This is a genomic window from Rhodococcus sp. ENV425 (assembly GCF_002887785.1).
In the GTDB taxonomy this organism is placed as follows: Bacteria; Actinomycetota; Actinomycetes; order Mycobacteriales; family Mycobacteriaceae; genus Rhodococcus; species Rhodococcus aetherivorans.
Genome location: NZ_PCZU01000271.1, coordinates 1,989 through 23,278, shown reverse-complemented (window position 1 = coordinate 23,278; position 21,290 = coordinate 1,989). Strand labels below are relative to the sequence as shown.

The window sequence follows — 21,290 nt, the reverse complement described above, 5'->3', positions numbered from 1 at the left end:
GCAGAAATATCCACGCAACACCTTCCGTGGCGGTACACACGTGTGCAGAATGCTCGGCATGCCGATGCGCACCGCCCGACTGCTCACCGCGGCCCTGACGATGCTGCTCATGCCCCTCGTCGCAGGTCCCGTCGCGGCCGCCGCTCCGACAGGGTCCGTGTCAGGCACGGGCGACGCCGGGTTCTACCTCCCGCCCGACCCGCTGCCCGACGGTGCGGCCGGCGACGTCCTGCGCGCCGAACCGGCCGTCGCGCCGGCGCTCGACGCCACCGCCACCCGCGTGATGTACCGCAGCGAGAACGCCACGGGCGGCCCGACCGCCGTCACCGGCACGGTGTTCGTGCCGTCGCAACCCTGGGCCGGTGACGGCCCGCGCCCGACGATCGTCCTCGGCCCGGGCACGCAGGGCATGGGCGATCAGTGCGCGCCGTCGAAGTTGACCCATCACGCCCAGGAGTACGAATACCTGCACATCGTGCCGCTGCTGGCGCGGGGCTACGCCGTCGCGATGACCGACTACGAGGGCCTCGGCACACCCGGTGTGCATCCCTACCTGAACCGCGTCTCGCAGGGGCACGCCATGCTCGACATGGCCCGTGCCGCCCTGCGGCTGACCGACCGCGGCATCGACGAGGGCACCCGCATCGGCTTCTGGGGCTACTCACAGGGCGGCATGTCGTCGGCGGCGGCCGCGGAGCTGGCGGACACCTACGCTCCCGAGCTGCCCGTCGTCGCCGCGGTCGCGGGTTCACCGCCGGCGTCGCTCGCCGATCTCGCCGTCGCCGGCGGCGGCTCGCTGCTCTCCGGCGGAATCGGCTGGGTGGTCAACGGATTCGCCGCGGCCTATCCGCAGTTGCGGGAGGAACTGCTGAGTGTGTTCAATCCCGCCGGACGCGACATCCTCGCGCGCGCCGAGACGTACTGCATCTACGACGCGCCGCGCATGAATCCGTTCTTCCCGACGACCTGGTACACGGTCGACGGCCGGCCCATCGCCGAGCACCTGGCCGCCGAACCGTGGGCGTCGCTGGTGCACGAGCAGCAGCTCGGCAACATCGCCCCCGCCATCCCGACGTTCGTCGCGCAGAACACGACCGACGACTTCGTCCAGGTGAGCGGCGTCGACACCATGGTCGGGAAGTGGTGCGCGGGAGGAACATCCGTCACCTATCGCCGCTACGGCATCCCGCCGGTGCTCACCGGGACGGGTGCGGGTCACGGGATCGGCCTGATCCCGGCCGCCGTGGAAGGCCTGGACTGGATGGACCGGCGGTTCGCGGGCGCGCCCGACGAGAACACCTGCACCGGCTGACGGCCGCCGGCCGACCGCGGTGACATGATGCGGTCGACGACCGCGGTGGCATGATGCGGTCGACGACCGCGGCACCGGGAGGACCTCGTGATCGACGAATCGGAGATGACGCACCTGCGGCGGTGTGTGGAACTGGCGCGGGAGGCGCTGGACGCCGGCGACGAGCCGTTCGGCTCGGTGCTGGTGTCGGCCGACGGCACGAGCCTCGCCGAGGACCGCAACCGCGTCGCGGGCGGGGACCGGACCCGGCACCCCGAGTTCGAACTGGCCCGCTGGGCCGCCGCGCACATGGGCGAAGCCGAGCGCGCCAGCGCGACGGTGTACACGTCCGGCGAGCACTGCCCGATGTGCGCGGCCGCGCACGGATGGGTGGGGCTGGGCCGCGTCGTGTACGTGGCGTCCTCGGCGCAACTGGTCGGCTGGCTGGAAGAGCTGGGCGTGCCGCCGGCGCCCGTCCGGGCCCTGCCGATCCAGGAGGTTGCGCCCGGGGTGACCGTCGAGGGGCCGGTACCGGAACTCCTCGACGAGGTGCGTGCCCTGCATCGTCGGTGTCACGGACACGCGGTGTGACTGTTCCGTGACACGCTGGGTCACGGCCGGGTGACAGCCAATCGATGTTGATCACGGGTTGTGTTCGACTGCGGCGCTTTGCAGTTCCTGTACCCGTACCTGGGTCGACCATTGAACCGGTCGGGCTGGTCAACGGTCGAAAGGAACGCCCATGAAGGGCTCGAAGCTCGGACGCGCAGCGGTCGCCCTCGCGGCGCCGCTCGCATTGATGACGGGCCTCGCGCCCACGGCATCGGCAGTGGACCCCTACCCGTACGGCAGCTGGAGCGTGAGCGTGCGGGAGCACACGATCACGGTCAAGTTCATCTACTACCGCGCCCCCGAGGCGGACTACCCGCACTACTGCAACGCGGTGATCGACGAGATTCCCCTGGTGAAGAGCGCGAAGATTTACTACGCCGACTACGAAACCGTGAAGTTCGACAACGTGCCCGACGGCGACTACACGGTCGACGCGGACTGCCAGGACGACGACCACGTGTACCGGAGCGTCGGTTCGATCGACGTCTCGATCCCCGGCCCGGCGCAGACACGGTTCGTCGGCAGCCACCACTTCTCCTTCGGCTGAGTCCTGACCGCTCGCCGGGGCGGGAGGAGTCATAGACAACGGCGGCTCGACTCCACGGGGGTCGGGCCGCCGTTGCCGCTGTCCGGCGTCCCGAAGTCCCTCGCGTGGTCGATCGGACGGCGCTCAGCCCCGCAGGAAGTCCGCGACTAGTTCGTTGAACTCCGCGGCCCGCTCGATCTGCGTCCAGTGCCCGCAACGAGCGAAGACGTGCAGGTCCGCGTCCTGCAGCAGGTGCAGCATGGTCCACGAGACCTCCGGCGGCACGACCTTGTCCTCCCGTCCGTGAATCAGGAGCGAGGGCGTGCGGATCGACCGCACTTGCTCCTCGGTGATACCGAGCTCGTTGCCTTTGTGCCGGGGGTCGAGGAACATCGCGCGGTAGGCGTCGAAGGTTTCCAGGCTCGCCTGGTAGCGAATGCGGACCAGCTCGTCGGTGATGATGGACGGGTTCACCGCAAAGTAGTCGAGCAGCAGTGCCCGCATGTTCTCCAGGGAGGGTGCATAGGCGCGCAGGGCCTTCAGCCCGTCGGTCACGGTCATCCCGACGCCGGGCGAGCCCATGAGGACCATTCGGGAAATCCGTTCCGGATGGCGTTCGGCGAGGTCGAGCGCCATCCGTCCGCCCAGCGAGTTGCCGACCAGCGACACCCGATCGAGCTCCAGCACGTCGAGCAGGCCGAGGATGTGGTCGCTCCAGGTGCGAAGTGAGTAGACGATGTCCCCGGGACGCGAGGTGGCCCCGTATCCCACGGTGTCCGGTGCGATCACTCGGAAGTGCTCGGCAAGCCCGGGAATGGTGTGTTGCCAGTTCGCCCAGCCCGACACTCCGGGGCCGGATCCATGAAGCAGCACAACGGGATCGCCGCTGCCGGCCTCGAGGTAGAACGTGTCGATCGGTCCGGCGGTGACACCGGGCACGGCGACTCGGCGGCCCTGGGCGAGGTCGGTGGTGGTCATCGTGGTTCCTGTCCCGCCCGGCCACCGGCACCGCCGGCGTAGGCTTCGTCGGGCTTGCCGGAGAACACGGCGAAGCACTTGTTGGAGTTGAATACGTCGGTGGTGACGAGTGTCGACCAGGTCAGTGGCAGCCCGAGTTCGTGCATCGCGCCCAGCAGGCAGTACCAGTTGAGCATCTCGTGTTGGCCGGACTCGACGATCTCGGTGCCGCTCACCGCACGCCAGGTGTCGACGTCCCCGTGCACGAAAGCGTCGTAGAGCCGCTCGTCGACCGGGGTGTCCGGACGGAGATGCCAGAGCTTGTCGGTGAGGAAGGCATGCGACCAGCTCGACGAGGCCACCAGGGCGACCCGCTTGTCGGTCGCGGCGAACGCGCGCGCTACGGCGGCGCCGAGATCGAAGCAACGGTTCGGGGTCGGGCCGACCGGGTCGAGCTGTTCGTCGGCGATGTCGGCGAATCGAGCGAGGCCGCCCTTGCGGGCAATCGCATGCTGGCCATAGCAATTGACGGTGATCGGCACGATCGGATAGGGAAGCTTCGATCCCGCGTTCTCGTAGTCGAGAAAGATCTGTGTGTTGAGGATGGCGTGCGGGAAATGGGCCTCGGCGCGCTTGCGATACGAGTATGCCATGTCGAAGCCGTTCTCGATCAAGGCATTTGCCAGGCTCCGCGCGGCCTGCGGGTCGCCGTGCAGGGTGATCGTGAAGTCGTCGGGTAGTCCCCAGGCATTGGGGCTGCCGCGCTCGTTCATCACCTCGAACGCCGGGACCTCGAGGTCGTCGTAGGCCAGCACGCAGAACGGCGGCACGACCTCTTCGCGGAAGTTCTCGTACTGGTCGTCACCCCATACCACCACGAGGTCCGGTTCGAACTCGTCGAGTGCGGCCCTGCACCGGGCGAGGTGGTCGACCAGCTCGGCACGATGCGCGGCTGCGGCGGCCGTGCCGCCGTCGTCGTCCCATTCGCGGCGCATCCGGGCCGGCCAGTTCGCCGGATCCTTCAGGTCTTCCGGGATGTCCGGGTCGGTCAGGGTCCACCGCAGTAGCCCTGCCATGTGCTCGTCGGTGCCGGCGAGCAAGGGATAGTGAGTGATCCCCAACCCGAGGAATTCTGCCATGACTCCTCCTCATGCATTCGGCATCGCTGCCGAGACAAACCTTACGGAATCATGTATGCACAATTCAAGGGATGGAGCACAATTGTCGGCAACTATTCCGGCGCGACCGGCGAACGAGTGGGATCCACCGCCCGCACCAGGTCCTGACGGTGCAGTCCCAGGCACTTGTCCAGCGCCTCGCGGTCACCGTCGCGGATGGCGGCCACGATCTCGACGTGCACGGCGATGCTGTGCCGGTACATCTCCTCGTGGTCGGGCAGCAGTTCGACGCGCGTGGCCGCACCGCCGATGATCGCGGCGATCGCCTCGTACATGCCCGCCAGCACGGGGATCCGGGCGGCTCGCGCGATCGCCAGATGCAGCCTCAGGTTTGCATCCAGGAAGTCGCGCGGCGTGCCCGCCGACCGCATCGACTCCAGTGCCCATTCCATGTCGCGGATGTCCGTCGGGCCCGCCCGCTCTACGGCAACCCTGGTCAGGACGTCCTCCAAGTGCATGCGGGCCTCGAACAGATCCAGTGGATCCGTTCCTGTTCCGGAGAACCACAGGTCGAGCGCTCCGAGCCGGACCTGTGGCGGCCGGCTCGCAACGAACACCCCGCCGCCGGGCCCGGGCTTGACCACCACGAGCCCGCGGTCGCGCAAGATCCTCAACGCCTCGTTGATCACGGTCGGGCTGACCCTGAAACGCTCCATGAGGTCCGTACGTCGGCCGAGGGAGGTCCCCACCGGGGTGTGCGCGGCGAGCAGCTCGTTCTCCACTTCGACGGCGACCTGTTGTGCCCGCGAGAGCGACCGCTGGGCCTGCTTCTTTCCGGGGCCGTCCGCTGTCCGCGAGTGAGTCCTAGTCGATGACGTCATCAGGTTCGACCTCTTCCCAGGGCTGTGAACTGCGTATATGCCGGAGACGCCGGCGCAGGGCCGTAGTCCGACCTCAATCGTATCTGCAGGATTGGCGAGATTCGCGCGCTGTGAGCCCCCGGGTGTGGGGTGTAGCGGGCGTGCCGGCGCGGGAAGGTGGACCAACGTAATCATCTTGAATCCTGTAGTCATGATTTGTTACGGTTTCGATCACCCCGTCGGAACATCGACCCCGCGGGCGTCGTCGAGGGAGCCAGCATGAGCACGCACGTGAACGGCAACGCCGGATCTCCGCTTCCTCTCGGGGCGATCGACGTCCACACCCACGCGATCGGCACCCGGCTTCCGGACTTGTCCGGCCGACCGGGACGCTGGCCGTCCATCGAACTCCTCGATCCCCGACGCGCCCAGCTCCTGCTCGGCGGTCGCCCCTACCGCGAGATCGACCACCGGTGCTGGTCCGCCCAGCGCCGACTCGTCGACATGGACGCCGAGGGGATTGCAGCACAGGTCGTCTCGCCCATTCCTGTCACGTTGTGTCACGACCAGCCCGCCGACGGTGCACGGATCCTGGCTGTGGCGCAGAACGATGCCCTCGCCGCACTGGTCGCCGAGGCACCGGGGCGGCTGTACGCCCTCGGCGCCGTTCCCTTGCAGGACCCCGACGCCGCGGTCGCCGAGCTCTCCCGCTGCATCGACGAACTGGGTTTCCTCGGTGTCGAAATCGGTACTCGCGTCGGCACGCGAGAGCTGGCCGACCCCGCATTCGACGAGTTCTTCGCTGCTGCGGCCGAGCGCTCGGCACTGGTGCTGGTGCACCCGGTGGACACGACGCTGGACCCGCGGCTGTCGATGTTGGGCCTGGAGTTCGGGCTGGGGATGCCCATGGAGACAACGACCGCCGCGGCGGCGCTGCTCACGGGGCGGACCCGCACTCCGGGCGTGCGCCTGTGCCTGGCCCACGGCGGCGGCGCCCTACCTGCGATCTTGCCCCGGCTCGACCGAGGCGCCGTTCTTTCCGGCACGCCCGGACCGGCGCCGAGCGAGCGGGCCCGGGACCTGTGGTGCGATTCCCTCACCTACGACGCGGCGGCACTCGGCCAGGCTGTCGCCCGATTCGGCGGCGAGCACGTCCTGCTGGGCACCGACTACCCCTTCGCTGCACGCGAGACACCGCCCGGAGCCGTCCTCGGCGCCTGCTCCGACGAGCTCGCGGCCGCGATCCGCCGCGACAACGCCGCCGAGCTCATTGCCACGGTTCGCCCGCTCACCGGACCGGCAAACGCCCGCTGACGACGAACTCCCACTGACCCGTAACCAGCGGGCAGGAGCGGCGGCAGTGGGGGGGCGGAGCTGAAGGACCGTGGAGCGGCCGTCGACGAGCGTCCGTGGCCGAGGTGGCTGTTCCACCGGGGCACTCAGGTGCAGGGGCCGGGTGTGGTGCGAGTCGGGGTTGCCGTGCCGCTGTCAGGTCTGGCAGAACCTGCACGCCACCGCGACCACTCCCGGTACCGACCCTCGTTTCATCCGGATATCCGGGTGCAGAGCGGCCACACTCCATCCCAGCACCGAGGAAAGCTCCGTCTCGGCGAGGCCGGCACTACGTACTGCTGTCCGGCGATCCATCCCCTGTCTCGCGTAGGCATACCTGTGCTCGTTCGCAACCACGCACCATCACAATGTGCTTCGGTCCCGGCGCCTGCGACGGAACCAGGACTCGCTCAGGGATGTTCGTGTACCCCGGGGCAGGTGCAGCCCCGGGGTACGCGACTCAGGGCCGTAATTCGGGGAACTGGTCGTCGCGCCATTCACCGGCACCGGCGACGCCGGATTCTTCGCGGCCACGCAGTTCCACGCGGCGGATCTTGCCGGAGATGGTCTTCGGCAGGTCGGCGAACTCCAGGCGGCGTACGCGCTGGTACGGCGCGAGGTTCTCGCGGGCGTGCCGCAGGATGGCCAGTGCCGTCGCCCGCGTCGGCTCGTGACCCGGCGCTAGGCTGACATAGGCCTTGGGCACGGCCAGCCGGACTTCGTCGGGGGCCGGCACGACCGCGGCCTCGGCGACCGCCGGATGCTCGATCAGCACGCTTTCCAGCTCGAACGGCGAGATCTTGTAGTCACTGGCCTTGAACACGTCGTCCGTGCGCCCGACGTAGAAGATGTAGCCGTCCGCGTCCCGGGAAGCGACGTCGCCGGTGTGGTAGAAGCCTCCTGCCATCGCCTCGGCGTTGCGTTCGGGATCGCCCAGGTAGCCGGTCATCAGGCTTATCGGCCGCGCTGTCAGATCGACGCAGAGCTCGCCCTCTCCGACACCGTCGACCCGCGCGCCGGTCACCGGATCGACCAGCACGACCGGAACACCGGGCAACGGCAGACCCATCGATCCGGGCTTGACCGGCATGCCGGGTACGTTCCCGACAGCCAATGGCAGCTCGGTCTGGCCGAACCCGTCGCGGACCGTCAATCCCCATTGCCGCCGCACTTGATCCATGACTTCGGGGTTCAGCGGTTCTCCCGCGGAAAGCAGCTCACGCAGCTGCGCGGGGCCGCCGGAGAGGTCGGCGTTGATCAGCATTCGCCACACCGTCGGTGGGGCACAGAACGTGGTCACGCCGGCCCGGCGGATCTGTTCGAGCAACGTGGCGGCATCGAAGCGGGAATAGTTGTAGACGAAGATCGTCGCTTCGGCGATCCACGGGGCGAAGAAGCAACTCCAGGCGTGCTTCGCCCAGCCCGGCGAGCTGATGTTCAGGTGTACGTCCCCGGGTGCGGCTCCGACCCAGAACGAGGTTGCGAGGTGCCCGAGGGGGTAGGACACCTGCGTGTGCTCGACGAGTTTGGGCCGGCTCGTGGTGCCGGAGGTGAAGTACAGCAGCTGGGGGTCGTGCGGAGCGGTGCCGGGGTGCGTTGCACGGGGAACGTCCAGCGCGTATGCGTCGGCGAAGCTCACCCAGCCGGCAGGTGCCTCATGCGCGTCGCCGACCACGAAACGCGTGTACTTGCCCTCGATCTCGTCGAACTTGGTGGTGTCGGCGATGTTGGCGATGACGTGCCGGGCACCGCCCCGGTCGATGCGATCGGCCAGATCCACCGGGCCGAGCGCGGTGGTCGTGGGCATGATGACCGCACCGAGCTTCATGACCGCGAGCATGGCCTCCCAGAGTTCGACCTGGTTGTTCAGCATGAGGACGACTCTGTCTGCCCGGGCCACTCCGTGGGCGGCCAGATGGGCGGCGACCTGATCGGACCGGCGTGCGAGTTCGTCGAAGGTGTACTTCGCCTCGGCGCCGTTCTCTTCCACGATCCACAGGGCCACCCGGTCGTTGCCCCGTGCGATCGCATCGAACCAGTCCACGGCCCAGTTGAACCGCTCCCCGAGATCCGGCCAGGTGAACTCGTCGACCGCCTTGCGGTAGTCGCGGCCGAGATCCTGGAGCAGATCGCGTGCCGACCGGTAGAGCTCGGTTGCCCGGCCGTGGGTCGAAAGTTGTTCAGGATCAGATGTACCCGAGACACGGGATGTGTCGTCGACGTGGGATACGCCGGTCATGGCTCACCTTTCCGGGTCTGCACCCTGGATGTGGGATCGGTCGGTCTGTGGCGCGGCGACGTGTCAGCCCATGCTGCTGCCGCCGTTCACACTGATCACCTGTCCGGTAACGAAGCCGGATTCCGGGCGAAGGAGATAGGCGACGGCCCCGGCGACTTCGTCGGGAACAGCGGGGCGGCCCATCGGAATGAGTCGCACCGCGTCCTCGACGACCGGCCGTAGAACGTCGGGGAGGCGGTCTCCTTCGATCGCGGCGGCCAGCTCCGCGGTCAGGGTGTAGGCCGGCGCGACGGTGTTCACGGTGATGCCTGCGGGTGCGAACTCGCGCGCCAATCCGACGGCGAACGCGTGCACCCCGCCTTTGGCGGCGTTGTAGACCGCGTGGGCGGTGAGGCCGTTGCGCACGGACTCGGCGCCGATGTTGACGATGCGTCCTCCGCCGTTGTCGACGAGATGGGGGAGCAACGCCATGCTGGCCCGCAGCGTGGTCCACAGGTTGTTGTCGATGGTCGACTTCAGCGTCTGCTCGGTATGCTGGAGCGTCGGCGCGATGACGCCCCCGCCGGCGTTGTTGACGAGTCCGTACACCGGGCCGAAAGTCTCCGTGGCCGCGGTGAGCATCGCGTCCGCGGCGCCCGGGAGCGCCAGATCACCGACGAATCCCGCGGGCTCGGGAACGCCGGGGGGTGCGCTCAGCGCCCCGAGCCCGCGATGGAGTTCGTCCTCGTCACGGGCAGCGACGAGCAACGACGCGCCGTCGGCGAGCAACCTGCGGGTGATCGCGAGACCGATGCCGGTCGCTCCTCCCGTGACGATCACGGTGCGGCCCCGCAACGGTGCCCCGTCCAGTTCGGCGTTCACAGGATGATCGCGACGTCGGACACCTGGCGCAGGCTTCCCATGCGCAGCACGCACCGCTTCGACGCGATCCGCAGGTGCCCGTCGACGACGCGCAGTCGATAGTGGTAGCGGCCGGCGTAGGTGTAGGAGCGTTCGCCGCGGAAGCGCCAGACGACGAACTCGGCGACCACCGGAAGCTCGGCCGCACCGTCGGTGCCGTCGACGACCGGGCGCAGCCGCACGTTGGACACCTGGTGGCTGGTGGCCGAGTGCGGGTATTCCCGGTGTGCCCGGCGGGAATTGAGTCGCTCCACGCGGCAGGACAGACGCAGGTGGTCGTCGTCGACGAGCACCAGGTCCCGGGCCGGGTCGGCGTCGGGGGTGTCGTTGCAGGGCACGACGTAGCGGCAGTCGTCGGTGTAGAGGGTGATCCAGGTGTCGAGGTCCCAGTCGTCGAGCAGTTCGGCCTCGAGGTAGAGCAGGTCCTCGACTCGGCTGCGGGTGACCTGACGAAGGTCGTCGACCTGCGGGGACGGCGCCGGCGCGGCCTTCGGAGTCTCGGGTGCGGTGGTGGTCATCGGGCCTCTCCGATCATCTGCTCGTTCCAGCGTCGCCAGAAGGCACGCATCTGCTCTTCGTCGTTGGCCTCGGGCATGCGCGCCATGCCGCGTGAGATGTCGTTCCACTCCACTCCGCCGCTGTGGAAGCCTTGCTGGCAGGACTCGAGGGCTTCGATGTCGTCCGGGGTGGCGAAGCCACCGGGGCCCAGGAAGGTGAGGAAGCTGTCGAGACGGCGCTGCCGCAGCTGGGGTTGCTCCTGACTCGGAGCGAGCTCCCAGGCGGTGATCTCCATCCGGTCCGCGGAGACAGGCATGAACGTGCGTACGGTAACTGCCATGATGTCGTTGATCACCAGGTTCGGGTAGATCAACAGGTTGCGGTTGACGTCGGCCATGCGCGAGGCGCGCTCTTCGCCGTGCTTGGCCACGAGTTCGGCGCGCAGCCGGCCGATCTCCTCGCGCGCGCCCTCACCGAACAGTGGCTCCCACTTCGCCACCGGTCGGCCCCACGGTGCGGTGTATTCGAGTACCGCGTGCCCGTTGCCCAGGGCCTTCGCCGTGCCCTGGACCCCACCCGCGAGGTCGGTGCCCAGCGCTACCAGGTACTTGAAGTAGGTGTCGTGGGTGCTGACCGCGTGGTAGCCGTCGATGCTGTTCTCCGCCAGGAGTTTCCAGTTGGCATTGATCGCGTACTCGTTGGTTCCGGAGATGATTTCCGCGTCCTCGACCGCGTCGACGACGAGGTCGAGGTACTCCGTGGCGCCCGCCAGGTAGTCGACCAGGGGCACGATGTCGGGATCGTAGGAGAGGAAGACGAAGCCGCGGTAGCTGTCGACCTTGGCGGCGGGCCGGAGCCCGAGTTTGCCGAAGTCGAGGTCGTCGCCGTACGCCTGGCGGTCCGGGATGCCCACCAGTTCGCCGTCGGTGTTGAACGACCAGGCATGGTAGAAGCACGAGAAGATCTTCGCGTTGCCACGTTCGGCGCGGCAGACCATTGCGCCGCGGTGGGTGCAGGTGTTGTGGAAGACGTTCACCTGCCCCGATCGTCCGCGGACCATGAAAACCTGGCGTCCGCCGACGGGGCGGCGCACGTAGTCGCCCTTCTTGCGGATTTCCGACTCGTGGCCGACGTAGAGCCAGCTGTGCGCGAAGACCCGCTCGAGTTCCATCGCATGGACCTCCGGTGAGGTCATGGTGGAGCGGTGGACACGGAAGCTGTGTGCTTCACGATCGTCCTCGACGAACGGTCCGTGGGGTGTCGGTAGTTGGGTCGTCGGGTCGTCTGTGACGGTCATCGGTGCCTCTCTGGGATTGGGCCGAGGTTGGTGCGGGAGGGGATCCGAGGGGCCGGATCGGTGCAGTCGGGCGGTCGCTAGAACCGGATGACACCGCGGATGTTGGTGCCGGCACGCATGTCGTCGTATCCCTGGTTGATGTCGTCGAGGGCGTACTCGGTGGTGATCAACTCGTCGAGCTTCAGGTAGCCGGCCTGGTAGAGGTCGAGCAGCTTGGGGATGTCTGCGCGCGGGCTCGACGAGCCGAACAGCGAACCCTTGATCTTCTTCTCGTAGAGGATCAATTCGAGGATCGGTACCGGGATGCCGACGGCGGCGGCGTTGCCGAGCGCGGTGACGACGACCGTGCCCTGCTTGCGAATACCGGCGAATGCCTGCGCGATGTGGTCGCCGGTGATGACGCCGACGGTGACGATCGCGACGTCGGCGCCCTGGCCGTTGGTGAAGCTCTTCGCGATCTCGATGGCCTCCTCGACGGTGGCGACCGCGTGCGTGGCACCCAGAGAGAGCGCCGTGTCCCGCTTGAAGGCGACGGGGTCGACCACGATCACCCGTGCCGCACCGGCATGCACGGCACCCTGGACGGCGTTCGCGCCGATGCCGCCGACACCGAGGATCAGCACGGTGTCGCCGGGTTGCACCTTGCCGGTGTTGACCGCCGAGCCCCAGCCGGTCCCGACTGCGCAGCCGAGCAGGCACGCCTTTTCCAGCGGGGTGTCCGCCGGGACTTTGATGGCGGAGTCGACGGCGACCGTCGTGTATTCGGAGAAGGTGGAGATGCCGAGTGCCTGGGCGACGGGGGTGCCGTCCTCGAGCTGCAGTCGGAAGCTCGTCGGGTCGTCCCAGCGCGAGCCGACCAGGACGTTGGCGCCGAGGTCGCAGAGGTTCTGGTGCCCGGTGGAGCACCAGCGGCATTTTCCGCAGGCCGGCAGGAACGAGAAGATGACCTTGTCTCCCGGTTCGAAGCCGGAGGTGTTCGGGCCGACCGACTCGACGATGCCGGCGCCCTCGTGTCCACCGCAGACCGGGTAGACGGCGACGGGGAGGTCACCGGTGGCCATGTGGTCGTCGGAGTGGCACAGCCCTGAGGCGACCATCCTGACTCGGATCTCGTTCTGTCGGGGTTCGTCGACGACGAGGTCGACGATTTCGAACTTGCCAGGGGCTTGGCGGAGAACGGCGCCGCGGCTTTTCATGAGGACTCCTCGGGTGTGGGTCGGTGAGACGGGTTCTGCTCAGGCCTGCGCGGCCGAGGCGTCGAGATAGATGGTCTTGAGGACCTGGTAGCTGTGCAGGGCCTCGGGTCCGAGTTCACGGCCGATGCCGCTGGCCTTGATTCCGCCGAAGGGGGCGACGGGGTCGTTGACGTAGGCGTTGATGCCGATGCTGCCGGTGCGCACCCGGCGGGCGACGGCCTCGCCGCGCTCCGGGTCTGTGGTCCAGACGCTGCCGCCCAGGCCGTAGTCCGAGGCGTTGGCGATGGCAACCGCCTCGTCCTCGTCGGTGTACGGGATCACCGACAGGACCGGCCCGAAGATCTCCTCCTGGGCGATGGTGTGGTTGTTGTCGACCTCGGCGAACACGGTCGGCTGCACGTACCAGCCGTGGTCGAGGCCCGCCGGCCGGCCGCCGCCGGCGGTCAGCCGGGCCCCTTCGGCCTTCCCCTTGGCGATGTAGGACTCGACCCGATCGCGCTGCCGTGCGGACACCAGCGGACCGATCTGAGTGGTCTCGGCCAGAGGATCACCGATCCGCAGGGAGGACACGAGCCCGCTGACGGTGTCGACGACCTCGGCGTATCGCGATCGGGGGGCCAGTACGCGGGTCGAGAGCCAGCAGATCTGACCGTTGTTGAGAAGTGTCGAGGCGAAGAAGCTCTCGATCGTCGAGGCCAGGTCGGCGTCGTCGAGGACGATCGCGGCGGACTTGCCGCCGAGCTCGAGGGTCACCGGGCGCAGCAGGCGCCCGCATGTCTCGGCGATCGTCCGGCCGGCCGCCGTCGATCCGGTGAACGAGACCTTGTCCACCTGCGGATGGGCTACCAGGTAGGCCCCGATCTCGCCTCCACCGGGCACGACGTTCAGTACGCCTGCCGGCAGCTGTGCCTCGGCGGCTGCCTCGGCCATCAGCATGGCGTCGAGGACCGTCTCTGGAGCAGGTTTGAGCACGACCGTGCATCCGGCGGCGAGGGCGGGGGCGAGCTTGAGGAACGTGATTCCCTGCGGGACGTTCCACGGGACGATCGCGCCGACCACGCCGATCGGCTCACGGATCACGCGCGCCTTCCCGCCGAGCATGCCCTGCCGGGTCTCCTCCTGGGGGGTGTCGGCGACCAGGCCGGAGTAGTAGCGCAGCAGCAGGGCCGGGAACCCGCCCTCGAACTGCTGAGCGAGCCAGATCGGCATACCGTTCTGCGAGCTCACGCGGGTCGCGGTTTCGGGGGCGCGCTTCTCCAGTGCCACGGCGAAACGCTCGAGCGCCTCGCGGCGGCGCGCCGGATCCCAGCGGGACCAGCCCCGAGGGTCGTCGAATGCCCGGCGGGCGGCGGCGACGGCGTCGTCGATGTCCCGTTCGCTCGCTTCCGGGACGCTGCCGAGGCGTTCCTCGGTGGCCGCGGCCCGCACCTCGACGGTGCGCGACGATGACGGGTCGGCCCAGCTTCCGTCGATGTAGAACTGCTGATAGTCGGTCGTGCCGGTGAGTGCGGTCATGGGGTGCGGCTCCTTTGTAGCGCGGTCCCGGAAATGGGGTGAGGAAAGGGGGTGGCCCCGCAGGTGGGGTCCGGCGCCGGGTCAGCCGTTGGAATCGGGCACGACTACTCGGGCGCCCTCGCACGCGGCGTTGACGATGAGTTGGCATGACAACCGGGAGCGCTCGTCGACATCCTCGGCGTACTCGAGCAGGTCGCGTTCTTCGTCGGTGGCCGCGTCGAACAGCTCGGCGTACTCGGGGTCGACGTGTACGTGGCAGGTCGCGCAGGAGCAGCTGCCGCCGCACTCGGCGACGATGCCGGGCAGGTTGTTGCGAACCGACCCGTCCATGATGCTCTGTCCCACTGGGACATCGACGATGTGGGCGGTTCCGTCGGGGACGAGATAGGTGATCTTGGGCATGGTATTCCTCGGATCGTGCAGGTGGGGTGGTACGTCGCAGGCCGGCGCGATGGCGTCAGTGGACGGCGTCGCGCAGGGCGACACCGGGATCGGCCAGTCGGCCGGGATCGACAGGTGTGCCGGCGCCGATCCACTTCTTTCCGGCCATGAATTCCGGTGCGGCATTGGCGGACTCGACCGCGAGGGGGATTCCGTCGCGTAGGTGGAAGAGAGCGAAGCGCCCCGACTCGGGGTTCCCGCGGCAGACGATGTCGGCCCCAGGTCGCACGACGCCGGCGATCTTCAGCTTCAGGTCGAACTGGTCGGACCAGAACCACGGCGTCTCGGGCTGCGGCGACGGTGTGCCGAGGATCGCGGCTACCGCCTGCCGGGATTGTTCGGTCGCGCTCGGGATGCTCTCGAGTCGCCCGATGCTGTCGAGTCCGGGCACACGCCGGCAGGTCACGTCGCCGATGGCGAGGATCGCGGGATCGCTTGTGCGAGCGAACTCGTCGACGACGATGCCACCGGCCGGGCCGCGCTCCAGGTCGCAGGCTGCGGCCAACTCGTCGCACGGCAGGGCGCCGATCCCGATCAGCGCTGCGGTGCAGTCGATCGTCTCCCCGTCGTCGAGGACGACGCGTTGCACCTGCCCCTCGGTGCCCTCGAGCCCGACGACCCCGACACCGGTCCGCACGACCGTGCCCTGTGCGGTGTGCCGCGCGGTGAGGATCGTCGACAGTTCGGGGCTCGCGACCCGGGCCAGGACCCGGTCCTCGCGTTCGAGGATCACCGCGTCTGCGCCGGCGGAGCGAACGACTGCCGCCACTTCGAGGCCGATGTAGCCGCCGCCGATGATGGCGAGGGTGCGGCCTTCCGTGACCCACTTGCGCAGGGCTCGGGCGTCGCCGAGGGTGCGAAGCGCGCCGACCCCGGCCAGCTCCGCTCCCGCGACCGGCAGGGGGCGGGGGCGGGAGCCAGTGGCGAGGACCAGCACGTCGTACCCGATCCGCTCGCCGGAGGCCGTGACGACCCGGCCGGACCCGCGGTCGATTTCGGTGACCTGTTCACCGAGACGCACCGTGACCTCCTGCTCGCGGTAGAACTCCGGGGGGCGCAGCCACTGCTCGAGGTCACCCTCGGCGAACTTCTTCGACAGCGGCGGCCGGTGGTACGGGTAGTCGAGTTCCTCACCGAGCATCGTGATCTTGCCGGTGTGCCCCTCCTGCCGGAGCAGGCCCACGAGTGAGGCCGCGGCATGCCCGGCACCGACGACCACCACACCCCGGGCGGCGCCGGGGGGAGCGGTGGTCACGCGAGCTCCAACCGGACCGGCAGGCTCTTCAGCCCGCCGACAAAGTTGGTCTGGGTCACCTTGCGTTCCCCGGTGATCTCGATCGAGCGGATGCGCGGCAGCAACTCCTCGAACATGATCCGCAACTCCTGCTTGGCCAGGTGCTGACCGGTGCACATGTGCGGGCCGTATCCGAAGGCCATGTGCCGGTTGGGCTTGCGGGTGATGCGGAATTCGTCCGGGGCGTCGAAGACGTCGGTGTCGCGGTTGCCGGACTGGTAGAGCAGCATCAGCCGGTCACCGGCTTTGATGTGTCGACCGCGCAGCTCGTAGTCCTCGGTGGCCTGGCGCATGAAGTGCTTCACCGGGGAGCACCAGCGCAGGCCCTCGTTGATCAGGTCTCCGATGAGGGTGGGATCCTGCTGGACCGCGGCGAGCTGATCGGGGTGGTGGGCGAGTGCTTCGAGGGTGCCGGCCAGGGTGGAGGTGGTCGTGTCGTGCCCGGCGGTCGCGATCGTCACGAACCAGCTGTAGGCGAACTGCTTGGGCCAGTACTCGCCGTCGGCCTGTCGCGCGTTGGCGATGATCGAGGCGAGGTCCTCGCGCGGGTTGGCGCGGCGATCCTCCACCAGTACGTCGAAGTACGCGAAGAAGTCGGCAATGGCGGCGGCCCACTGCTTGGCCGCGGCCTCCGGGCTGAGGGGTTCGACGTCGGCGCGGACCTCGTCCGGATCGGCCGTGCCGAAGAACTCCTGGGTCAGAGCCATCATGCGCGGCTCGTCCTCTTCGGGAACGCCGAAGAGGGTCATGACGACGTGCAGCGGATAGAAGATCGCGAAATCCTTGACGAGATCGAGTTCGTTCCCCCCGGGGCGCAGCCTCCGTGCGATTGCCTCCGTGGCCAGCGCCCGGATGCGATCCTCCCAACGCTTGAGGTTGGCGGGCCGGAACCAGTCGCTAGCGACGTCCTTGACCGCGGTGTGCTCCGGCGGATCGAGATAGGGCAGGGCGTCGAGGATGCGCAGGCTCCCGCCGGTGAGGCTCTTGGTGAACGCGTCGCCGGCCTGGTTGGTCAGGATGGGGTTGTGGGTGCCGGGGTCGGACCCTCCGCCGTTGCAGAAGAGTTCCGGCTGGCGCTCGATCTCCAGGATGTCGGCGTGTTTGGTCACCAGCCACAGCGGGTCGTAGCCTTCGACGTGTACCTGGGCGAGCGGGTTGTTCTCCCGCAGCCACTTGTAGGCCGCGAACAGGGCCGTCTCGTCTCGGTGGCCCTCGGGGAGAACTATCCGGCGGGCGATTTCGTCCGGTACGGGTCGGGTGGGACCCGTAATGGCCTCGATGGTGGTCACAGTTTTCCTCCGATGGGTGGCAGCAATGTCGCGGAGACGTCGCGGTCCGGCCGTCCGTCGCGTGACGCCGATCACTCGAGTCCCGATAATCTTCGATCCCGGGCGGGGTGATGCACATCACTCCCTGGGCGCACGTTTCTCATCCCAACGGCTGACTCGGCCTCGGCGACCACCTGCGCCGAAAGAGGAAGAGCGCCTCGCCACGCCTATCGTTGGACGGACAGGAGGAAGATTCAGAATCATGCATCCATGTCTCGCCCCGTGGTCGAGCGCATCGGCGGACGGACTCCTGCGCGCGGTCGGCACGGGCGAGCGAGAAACGCCACCAGCCCGGGCCTGACCGAACTACGCCGATCGGATTCCTTCAGAAAATCCGGGGTATTGAGACATGCATGCATGAATTGCTAACATTTCCCTTATCTGCTCTGGCAATGAGGCCGGGAAGGAGCACCGAATACGTGGTACCGACGATGCCCTTTCGGTCGGCCGCGGCCGACCGCGCTTCTTCGCCTGCGCTACGCCCCGTCGGGAGTGTCGGTGAGGAGTTGGATCGGGCCCGGGGTGTGCTGGCACTTGCCCATGAGCTCCTGGGGCGGAACGCCCCGGCCGATTCGCGCACTCCGGCCGACCTCGACGAGGCAGATTTCGCCCTCGAGGTCGTCGAGGAGGCCCTCACGCGCAGGCTCGGTGAAACAGTGCCCGGCGCGGAGATCGCTCGTCTGCTCGGGTTGTCCCAGCAGGTCGGTCACGCGCGGGTGATGCTGCGCCAAGCCGAGTTGGCACAGCGATCGGAGGCGATCGCCGGAGTCGGGCGGGCGCTCGATGCGCTGCGGACCGTCGGGTCGGTAGCCGAGCTTGTCCGGCTCGCCCCGACCCATGTCGGCGAGTTGGGTTATCGGCGGTGCATGTTGTCCCGGGTCGAGGGCAACCGCTGGGTGGCGAAGTCGTGCTACGTGCGGAACGATTCGGCGCTCGCTGCCGAGATCCTGGCGGTCGGCAGTCGGAGCCGGACGCTGGGCCACCGGCTCATCGAAAGCGAGATCGTGCGGCGCCGTTCGCCGGTGCTGGTTCCCCGGGCGCAGGCAGACGACCGCGTGGACCCGGGCTTCAAGCAGGTCACGAGCACTTCCTCCTACGTCGCCGCTCCCATCATGGTCGGCTCCGGAGTGTTCGGCTTCGTCCACGCCGACAGCCCGAGCGACGGCCGGGAGGTCGGCGAGTTCGATCGGACGCTTGTCCGCACGTTCTCGGAATGTCTCGGCTATGCCCTGGAACGTCTCTACTATCAGGAACGCCTCCGGACGATCCGGCAGCAGGTCACCGCCGTCATGGATGCCTCGCCGGACATGCTGGACGAAATGATCGCTTCCAACGAAGAGTCGGCGAACGATTCGGTCGTTGCGCTTCCGGGATATCGCCACCCGATGCAGTCCGGCCACCCTGTGGGGAATGTGGACCTGCTGACCCGGCGGGAGCTCGAGGTCCTTGCGCACATGGCCGAGGGTGACTCGAATGCCCGCATCGCGAACCGGCTGTTCATCTCGGAGGCCACAGTCAAGGCCCATGTGAGGCACATTCTGCGCAAACTCGGTGCCGCCAACCGAGCCGAAGCGGTCTCCCGCTATCTTCGGGCGGGGTAACTCCTTCCGGCATCGAGGAATCCGACGCGAGTGCCAGGGCGGGGATGCCGCGCGGTCCCGGCTCCCGCTCCAGGAACAAGGGATTACCGATTTCGGTCTTCCGCTGCTCGGGGCCCTCGGTGACCGGACTCGTGCCGGGCGGCATGTATTCACCGATGGTTCTGCGGCACAACGAAATCGAGGTGCCCGTGCTGGAATCCGACAACCGCGCGATCGCCGCGCTCAGCGTCACAGGTCCCGTCAACCGATTCCGGCCCGAACTCCACCCCGCCTCGGTCCGGGCGGCAGTAGCCGGTGTGGCTATTGCCCTCGCGCGCCGGACTCACATGCTCGAAACACGTGAAATGTGGCGCCGTGAGTGCGGGACCGGCCTGCTCCGAAGCCCGCACTCATGGCGGTCTCGACTCCCGCCTGAGTCTGTGCCGGTAAGGCTAGAATGAGGAACCAAACCCAGGTAGAGCCATGTGCAACCATGATCCGACCGGAGACAGTCAGTGGCGTAACAGTCGGTGAGGACCAACCGTGTCGGACGAAGCCGTCGAGCATCCCTCGAACCAGTTCGAGAGAGAGATAGCCAACGAGCTGGCTGCTGTCGGTTTCGACGAGCCTCGGGTGCTGGGCCGGGGCGGTTTCGGCATCATCTACCGTTGCCGTCAACCTGTCCTGGACCGGGTAGTGGCGATCAAGGTCTTGAGCTCGAACCCCGATGAGGCCGATCGCATTCGCTTCCTGCGTGAGCAGCAGGCGATGGGCCGGCTGTCGGGGCATCCGAACATCGTGCACGTGCTCGAGGCCGGCGTCACCCGTACCGGGCGTCCCTACATCGTGATGCCGTTCCACCGCCGCGACTCGCTCGACGCGTGGATCACCCGGCGCGGGGCGCGCACGGTTCCCGAGGTGCTCGACATCGGGATCAAGATGGCCGGAGCTTTGGAGACGGCGCATCGGGCCGGGGTGCTGCACCGGGACATCAAACCGGCGAACATCTTGCTCTCCGAGTACGGCGAACCGCAACTCGCCGATTTCGGGATCGCCCGACTGGCGGACCGGCAGGACACCACCCGAGGCTTGGTGGTGGGTTCCCCCGCCTACACCGCGCCGGAGGTGTTGCACGGACGCTCACCCTCGGTCGCCTCGGACGTCTACGGACTCGGCGCCACCTTGTTCACCGCGCTGGCCGGCCGCCCCGCCTTCGCTCGGCGCCGCGGGGAGGAACTGGTGGAGCAGTTGTTGCGGATCAGCACCGAACCGATCCCCGATCTGCGCGCACACGAGGTCCCGGAGGGCGTCCGGGTGGTGATCGAGCAGGCGATGGCCCGCGACCCCGCCGACCGCTTCGGCACGGCGGCGGCGCTGGGGGAGGCGCTGCGCCGGGCCGGGACGGATCTGGGATACCACGTTGCCGACCTGCCGCTGCCGCTGGCGGGGGACGAGGAGAGCCCACCACAGCGGGAAAACCGTGACCCTGCGGGGACCGCGGCGTACCTGCGCCTCGAGCCGTCGGCCGGGGCGTCCGGGCCCGTCCCTCCGCCCGCCGTGACCACCAAGTACCGCCCCCCGGTCACGGCTCACGCGATGGTGCCGCGCACCCGGCTGCTCGGCAGGCTCGGGACCGCGACCCGACCCCGGTTGATCTTGATTCATGGTCCGGCCGGATACGGAAAGACCACCCTGGCCACCCAGTACGTGCAGATGCTCGAGCGCACCGGCGGCACGACCGCCTGGCTGACCATCGACGAGGACGACAACACCCCGGCGTGGTTTCTCGCGCATCTCGTCGATGCGATCACGGTGACCCTGCCCGGGTTGGGCACCGAGTTGACCCGGGCGCTGGAAGGACACGGGGGCGGCGCCGAGCGGTTCGTGCTGACCACCCTGATCAACCGGACGCATGCGGGTGGGCAGCACATCGCGGTGGTCCTCGACGACTGGCACCGGGTGACCAACCCGGCCAGCCGGTCCATCGCCCGGTTCCTGCTCGAACACGGCTGCCACCACCTGCAGCTGGTCGTCACCAGCCGGACCCGGCAGGGTCTGCCGTTGAGCGGCCTGCGCGTGCGCAACGAACTGATCGAAATCGACTCGGCCGCATTACGCTTCGACCTCGACGAGTCCCGGGAACTGCTCACCGGCGCCACGGATGTGCAGCTCGACGAGGAGGAGGTCGTCGATCTGGAGGAATCGACCGACGGGTGGGTGGCGGCGCTGCAATTGGCCTCCCTGACCCTGCGCGAACACCACGATCCGCGCACGGCGATCCGTCATCTGTCCGGCCGGCACCGGGT

The 21,290-nt window shown here is 68.3% G+C and carries 18 protein-coding genes; 6 read left to right on the top strand and 12 right to left on the bottom strand.

What is annotated here, in order from left to right:
* The first annotated feature begins 49 nt into the window (after positions 1-49).
* The 3 genes from CQZ88_RS25050 (at position 50) to CQZ88_RS25040 (ending at position 2,450) form a co-directional block, all read left to right on the top strand.
* A complete protein-coding gene (locus tag CQZ88_RS25050) occupies positions 50-1,312 on the top strand; it encodes a lipase family protein (protein ID WP_102800456.1) in 1,263 nt (420 codons plus the stop codon).
* A gap of 87 nt (positions 1,313-1,399) precedes the next feature.
* A complete protein-coding gene (locus CQZ88_RS25045) occupies positions 1,400-1,882 on the top strand; it encodes a nucleoside deaminase (RefSeq protein ID WP_029545788.1) in 483 nt (160 codons plus the stop codon).
* A gap of 151 nt (positions 1,883-2,033) precedes the next feature.
* Complete coding sequence (locus tag CQZ88_RS25040) at positions 2,034-2,450, top strand: hypothetical protein (RefSeq protein ID WP_029545786.1); 417 nt, start codon at positions 2,034-2,036, stop codon at positions 2,448-2,450.
* Between the two features lie 123 nt (positions 2,451-2,573).
* Here CQZ88_RS25040 and CQZ88_RS25035 read toward each other — a convergent pair whose 3' ends face one another.
* The 3 genes from CQZ88_RS25035 to CQZ88_RS25025 form a co-directional block, all read right to left on the bottom strand.
* Positions 2,574-3,407, bottom strand: a complete 834-nt coding sequence (locus CQZ88_RS25035) for an alpha/beta fold hydrolase (protein WP_029545784.1) — start codon at positions 3,405-3,407, stop codon at positions 2,574-2,576.
* A complete protein-coding gene (locus tag CQZ88_RS25030) occupies positions 3,404-4,525 on the bottom strand; it encodes an extradiol ring-cleavage dioxygenase (RefSeq protein ID WP_029545782.1) in 1,122 nt (373 codons plus the stop codon). Before CQZ88_RS25030 ends, CQZ88_RS25035 begins: the two co-directional genes overlap by 4 nt.
* A gap of 92 nt (positions 4,526-4,617) precedes the next feature.
* Positions 4,618-5,385: a FadR/GntR family transcriptional regulator gene (locus CQZ88_RS25025; protein WP_051359211.1), complete on the bottom strand. Its 768-nt coding sequence runs from the start codon at positions 5,383-5,385 to the stop codon at positions 4,618-4,620.
* 258 nt (positions 5,386-5,643) lie between these two features.
* Between CQZ88_RS25025 and CQZ88_RS25020 the strand changes: the two genes are divergently transcribed.
* Positions 5,644-6,678: an amidohydrolase family protein gene (locus CQZ88_RS25020; protein ID WP_029545778.1), complete on the top strand. Its 1,035-nt coding sequence runs from the start codon at positions 5,644-5,646 to the stop codon at positions 6,676-6,678.
* 478 nt (positions 6,679-7,156) lie between these two features.
* Here the strand turns inward: CQZ88_RS25020 and CQZ88_RS25015 are convergent, their stop codons facing one another.
* The 9 genes from CQZ88_RS25015 to CQZ88_RS24975 form a co-directional block, all read right to left on the bottom strand.
* Positions 7,157-8,935: an AMP-binding protein gene (locus tag CQZ88_RS25015; protein WP_006936700.1), complete on the bottom strand. Its 1,779-nt coding sequence runs from the start codon at positions 8,933-8,935 to the stop codon at positions 7,157-7,159.
* A gap of 63 nt (positions 8,936-8,998) precedes the next feature.
* Entirely contained in the window at positions 8,999-9,796 is a 798-nt protein-coding gene (locus CQZ88_RS25010) for an SDR family NAD(P)-dependent oxidoreductase (RefSeq protein WP_029545776.1), read from the bottom strand.
* Positions 9,793-10,353, bottom strand: a complete 561-nt coding sequence (locus CQZ88_RS25005) for an aromatic-ring-hydroxylating dioxygenase subunit beta (protein ID WP_006936696.1) — start codon at positions 10,351-10,353, stop codon at positions 9,793-9,795. The genes CQZ88_RS25010 and CQZ88_RS25005 overlap by 4 nt, the downstream gene beginning before the upstream one ends.
* Complete coding sequence (locus tag CQZ88_RS25000; protein ID WP_029545774.1) at positions 10,350-11,630, bottom strand: aromatic ring-hydroxylating dioxygenase subunit alpha; 1,281 nt, start codon at positions 11,628-11,630, stop codon at positions 10,350-10,352. Before CQZ88_RS25000 ends, CQZ88_RS25005 begins: the two co-directional genes overlap by 4 nt.
* A 77-nt stretch (positions 11,631-11,707) precedes the next feature.
* Positions 11,708-12,826, bottom strand: a complete 1,119-nt coding sequence (locus CQZ88_RS24995) for an NDMA-dependent alcohol dehydrogenase (protein WP_006936693.1) — start codon at positions 12,824-12,826, stop codon at positions 11,708-11,710.
* Between the two features lie 39 nt (positions 12,827-12,865).
* Complete coding sequence (locus CQZ88_RS24990) at positions 12,866-14,341, bottom strand: aldehyde dehydrogenase (protein ID WP_006936692.1); 1,476 nt, start codon at positions 14,339-14,341, stop codon at positions 12,866-12,868.
* An 81-nt stretch (positions 14,342-14,422) separates the two neighbouring features.
* Entirely contained in the window at positions 14,423-14,743 is a 321-nt protein-coding gene (locus CQZ88_RS24985; RefSeq protein WP_006936691.1) for a 2Fe-2S iron-sulfur cluster-binding protein, read from the bottom strand.
* A 55-nt stretch (positions 14,744-14,798) separates the two neighbouring features.
* A complete protein-coding gene (locus CQZ88_RS24980; RefSeq protein ID WP_029545771.1) occupies positions 14,799-16,037 on the bottom strand; it encodes an NAD(P)/FAD-dependent oxidoreductase in 1,239 nt (412 codons plus the stop codon).
* Entirely contained in the window at positions 16,034-17,365 is a 1,332-nt protein-coding gene (locus CQZ88_RS24975) for a cytochrome P450 (RefSeq protein ID WP_006936686.1), read from the bottom strand. Before CQZ88_RS24975 ends, CQZ88_RS24980 begins: the two co-directional genes overlap by 4 nt.
* Positions 17,366-17,928: 563 nt before the next feature.
* On the opposite strand from CQZ88_RS24975, the gene CQZ88_RS24970 reads away from it, so the two are divergent.
* Together CQZ88_RS24970 and CQZ88_RS31840 are read left to right on the top strand one after the other, a co-directional pair.
* Positions 17,929-19,005 carry a LuxR C-terminal-related transcriptional regulator gene (locus tag CQZ88_RS24970; protein ID WP_029545769.1) on the top strand — a complete coding sequence of 359 codons (1,077 nt, stop codon included), beginning with the start codon at positions 17,929-17,931 and terminating at the stop codon, positions 19,003-19,005.
* 522 nt (positions 19,006-19,527) lie between these two features.
* Positions 19,528-21,290 (top strand): serine/threonine-protein kinase (locus tag CQZ88_RS31840; protein ID WP_258008776.1); only part of this gene is annotated, 1,763 nt, incomplete at its 3' end.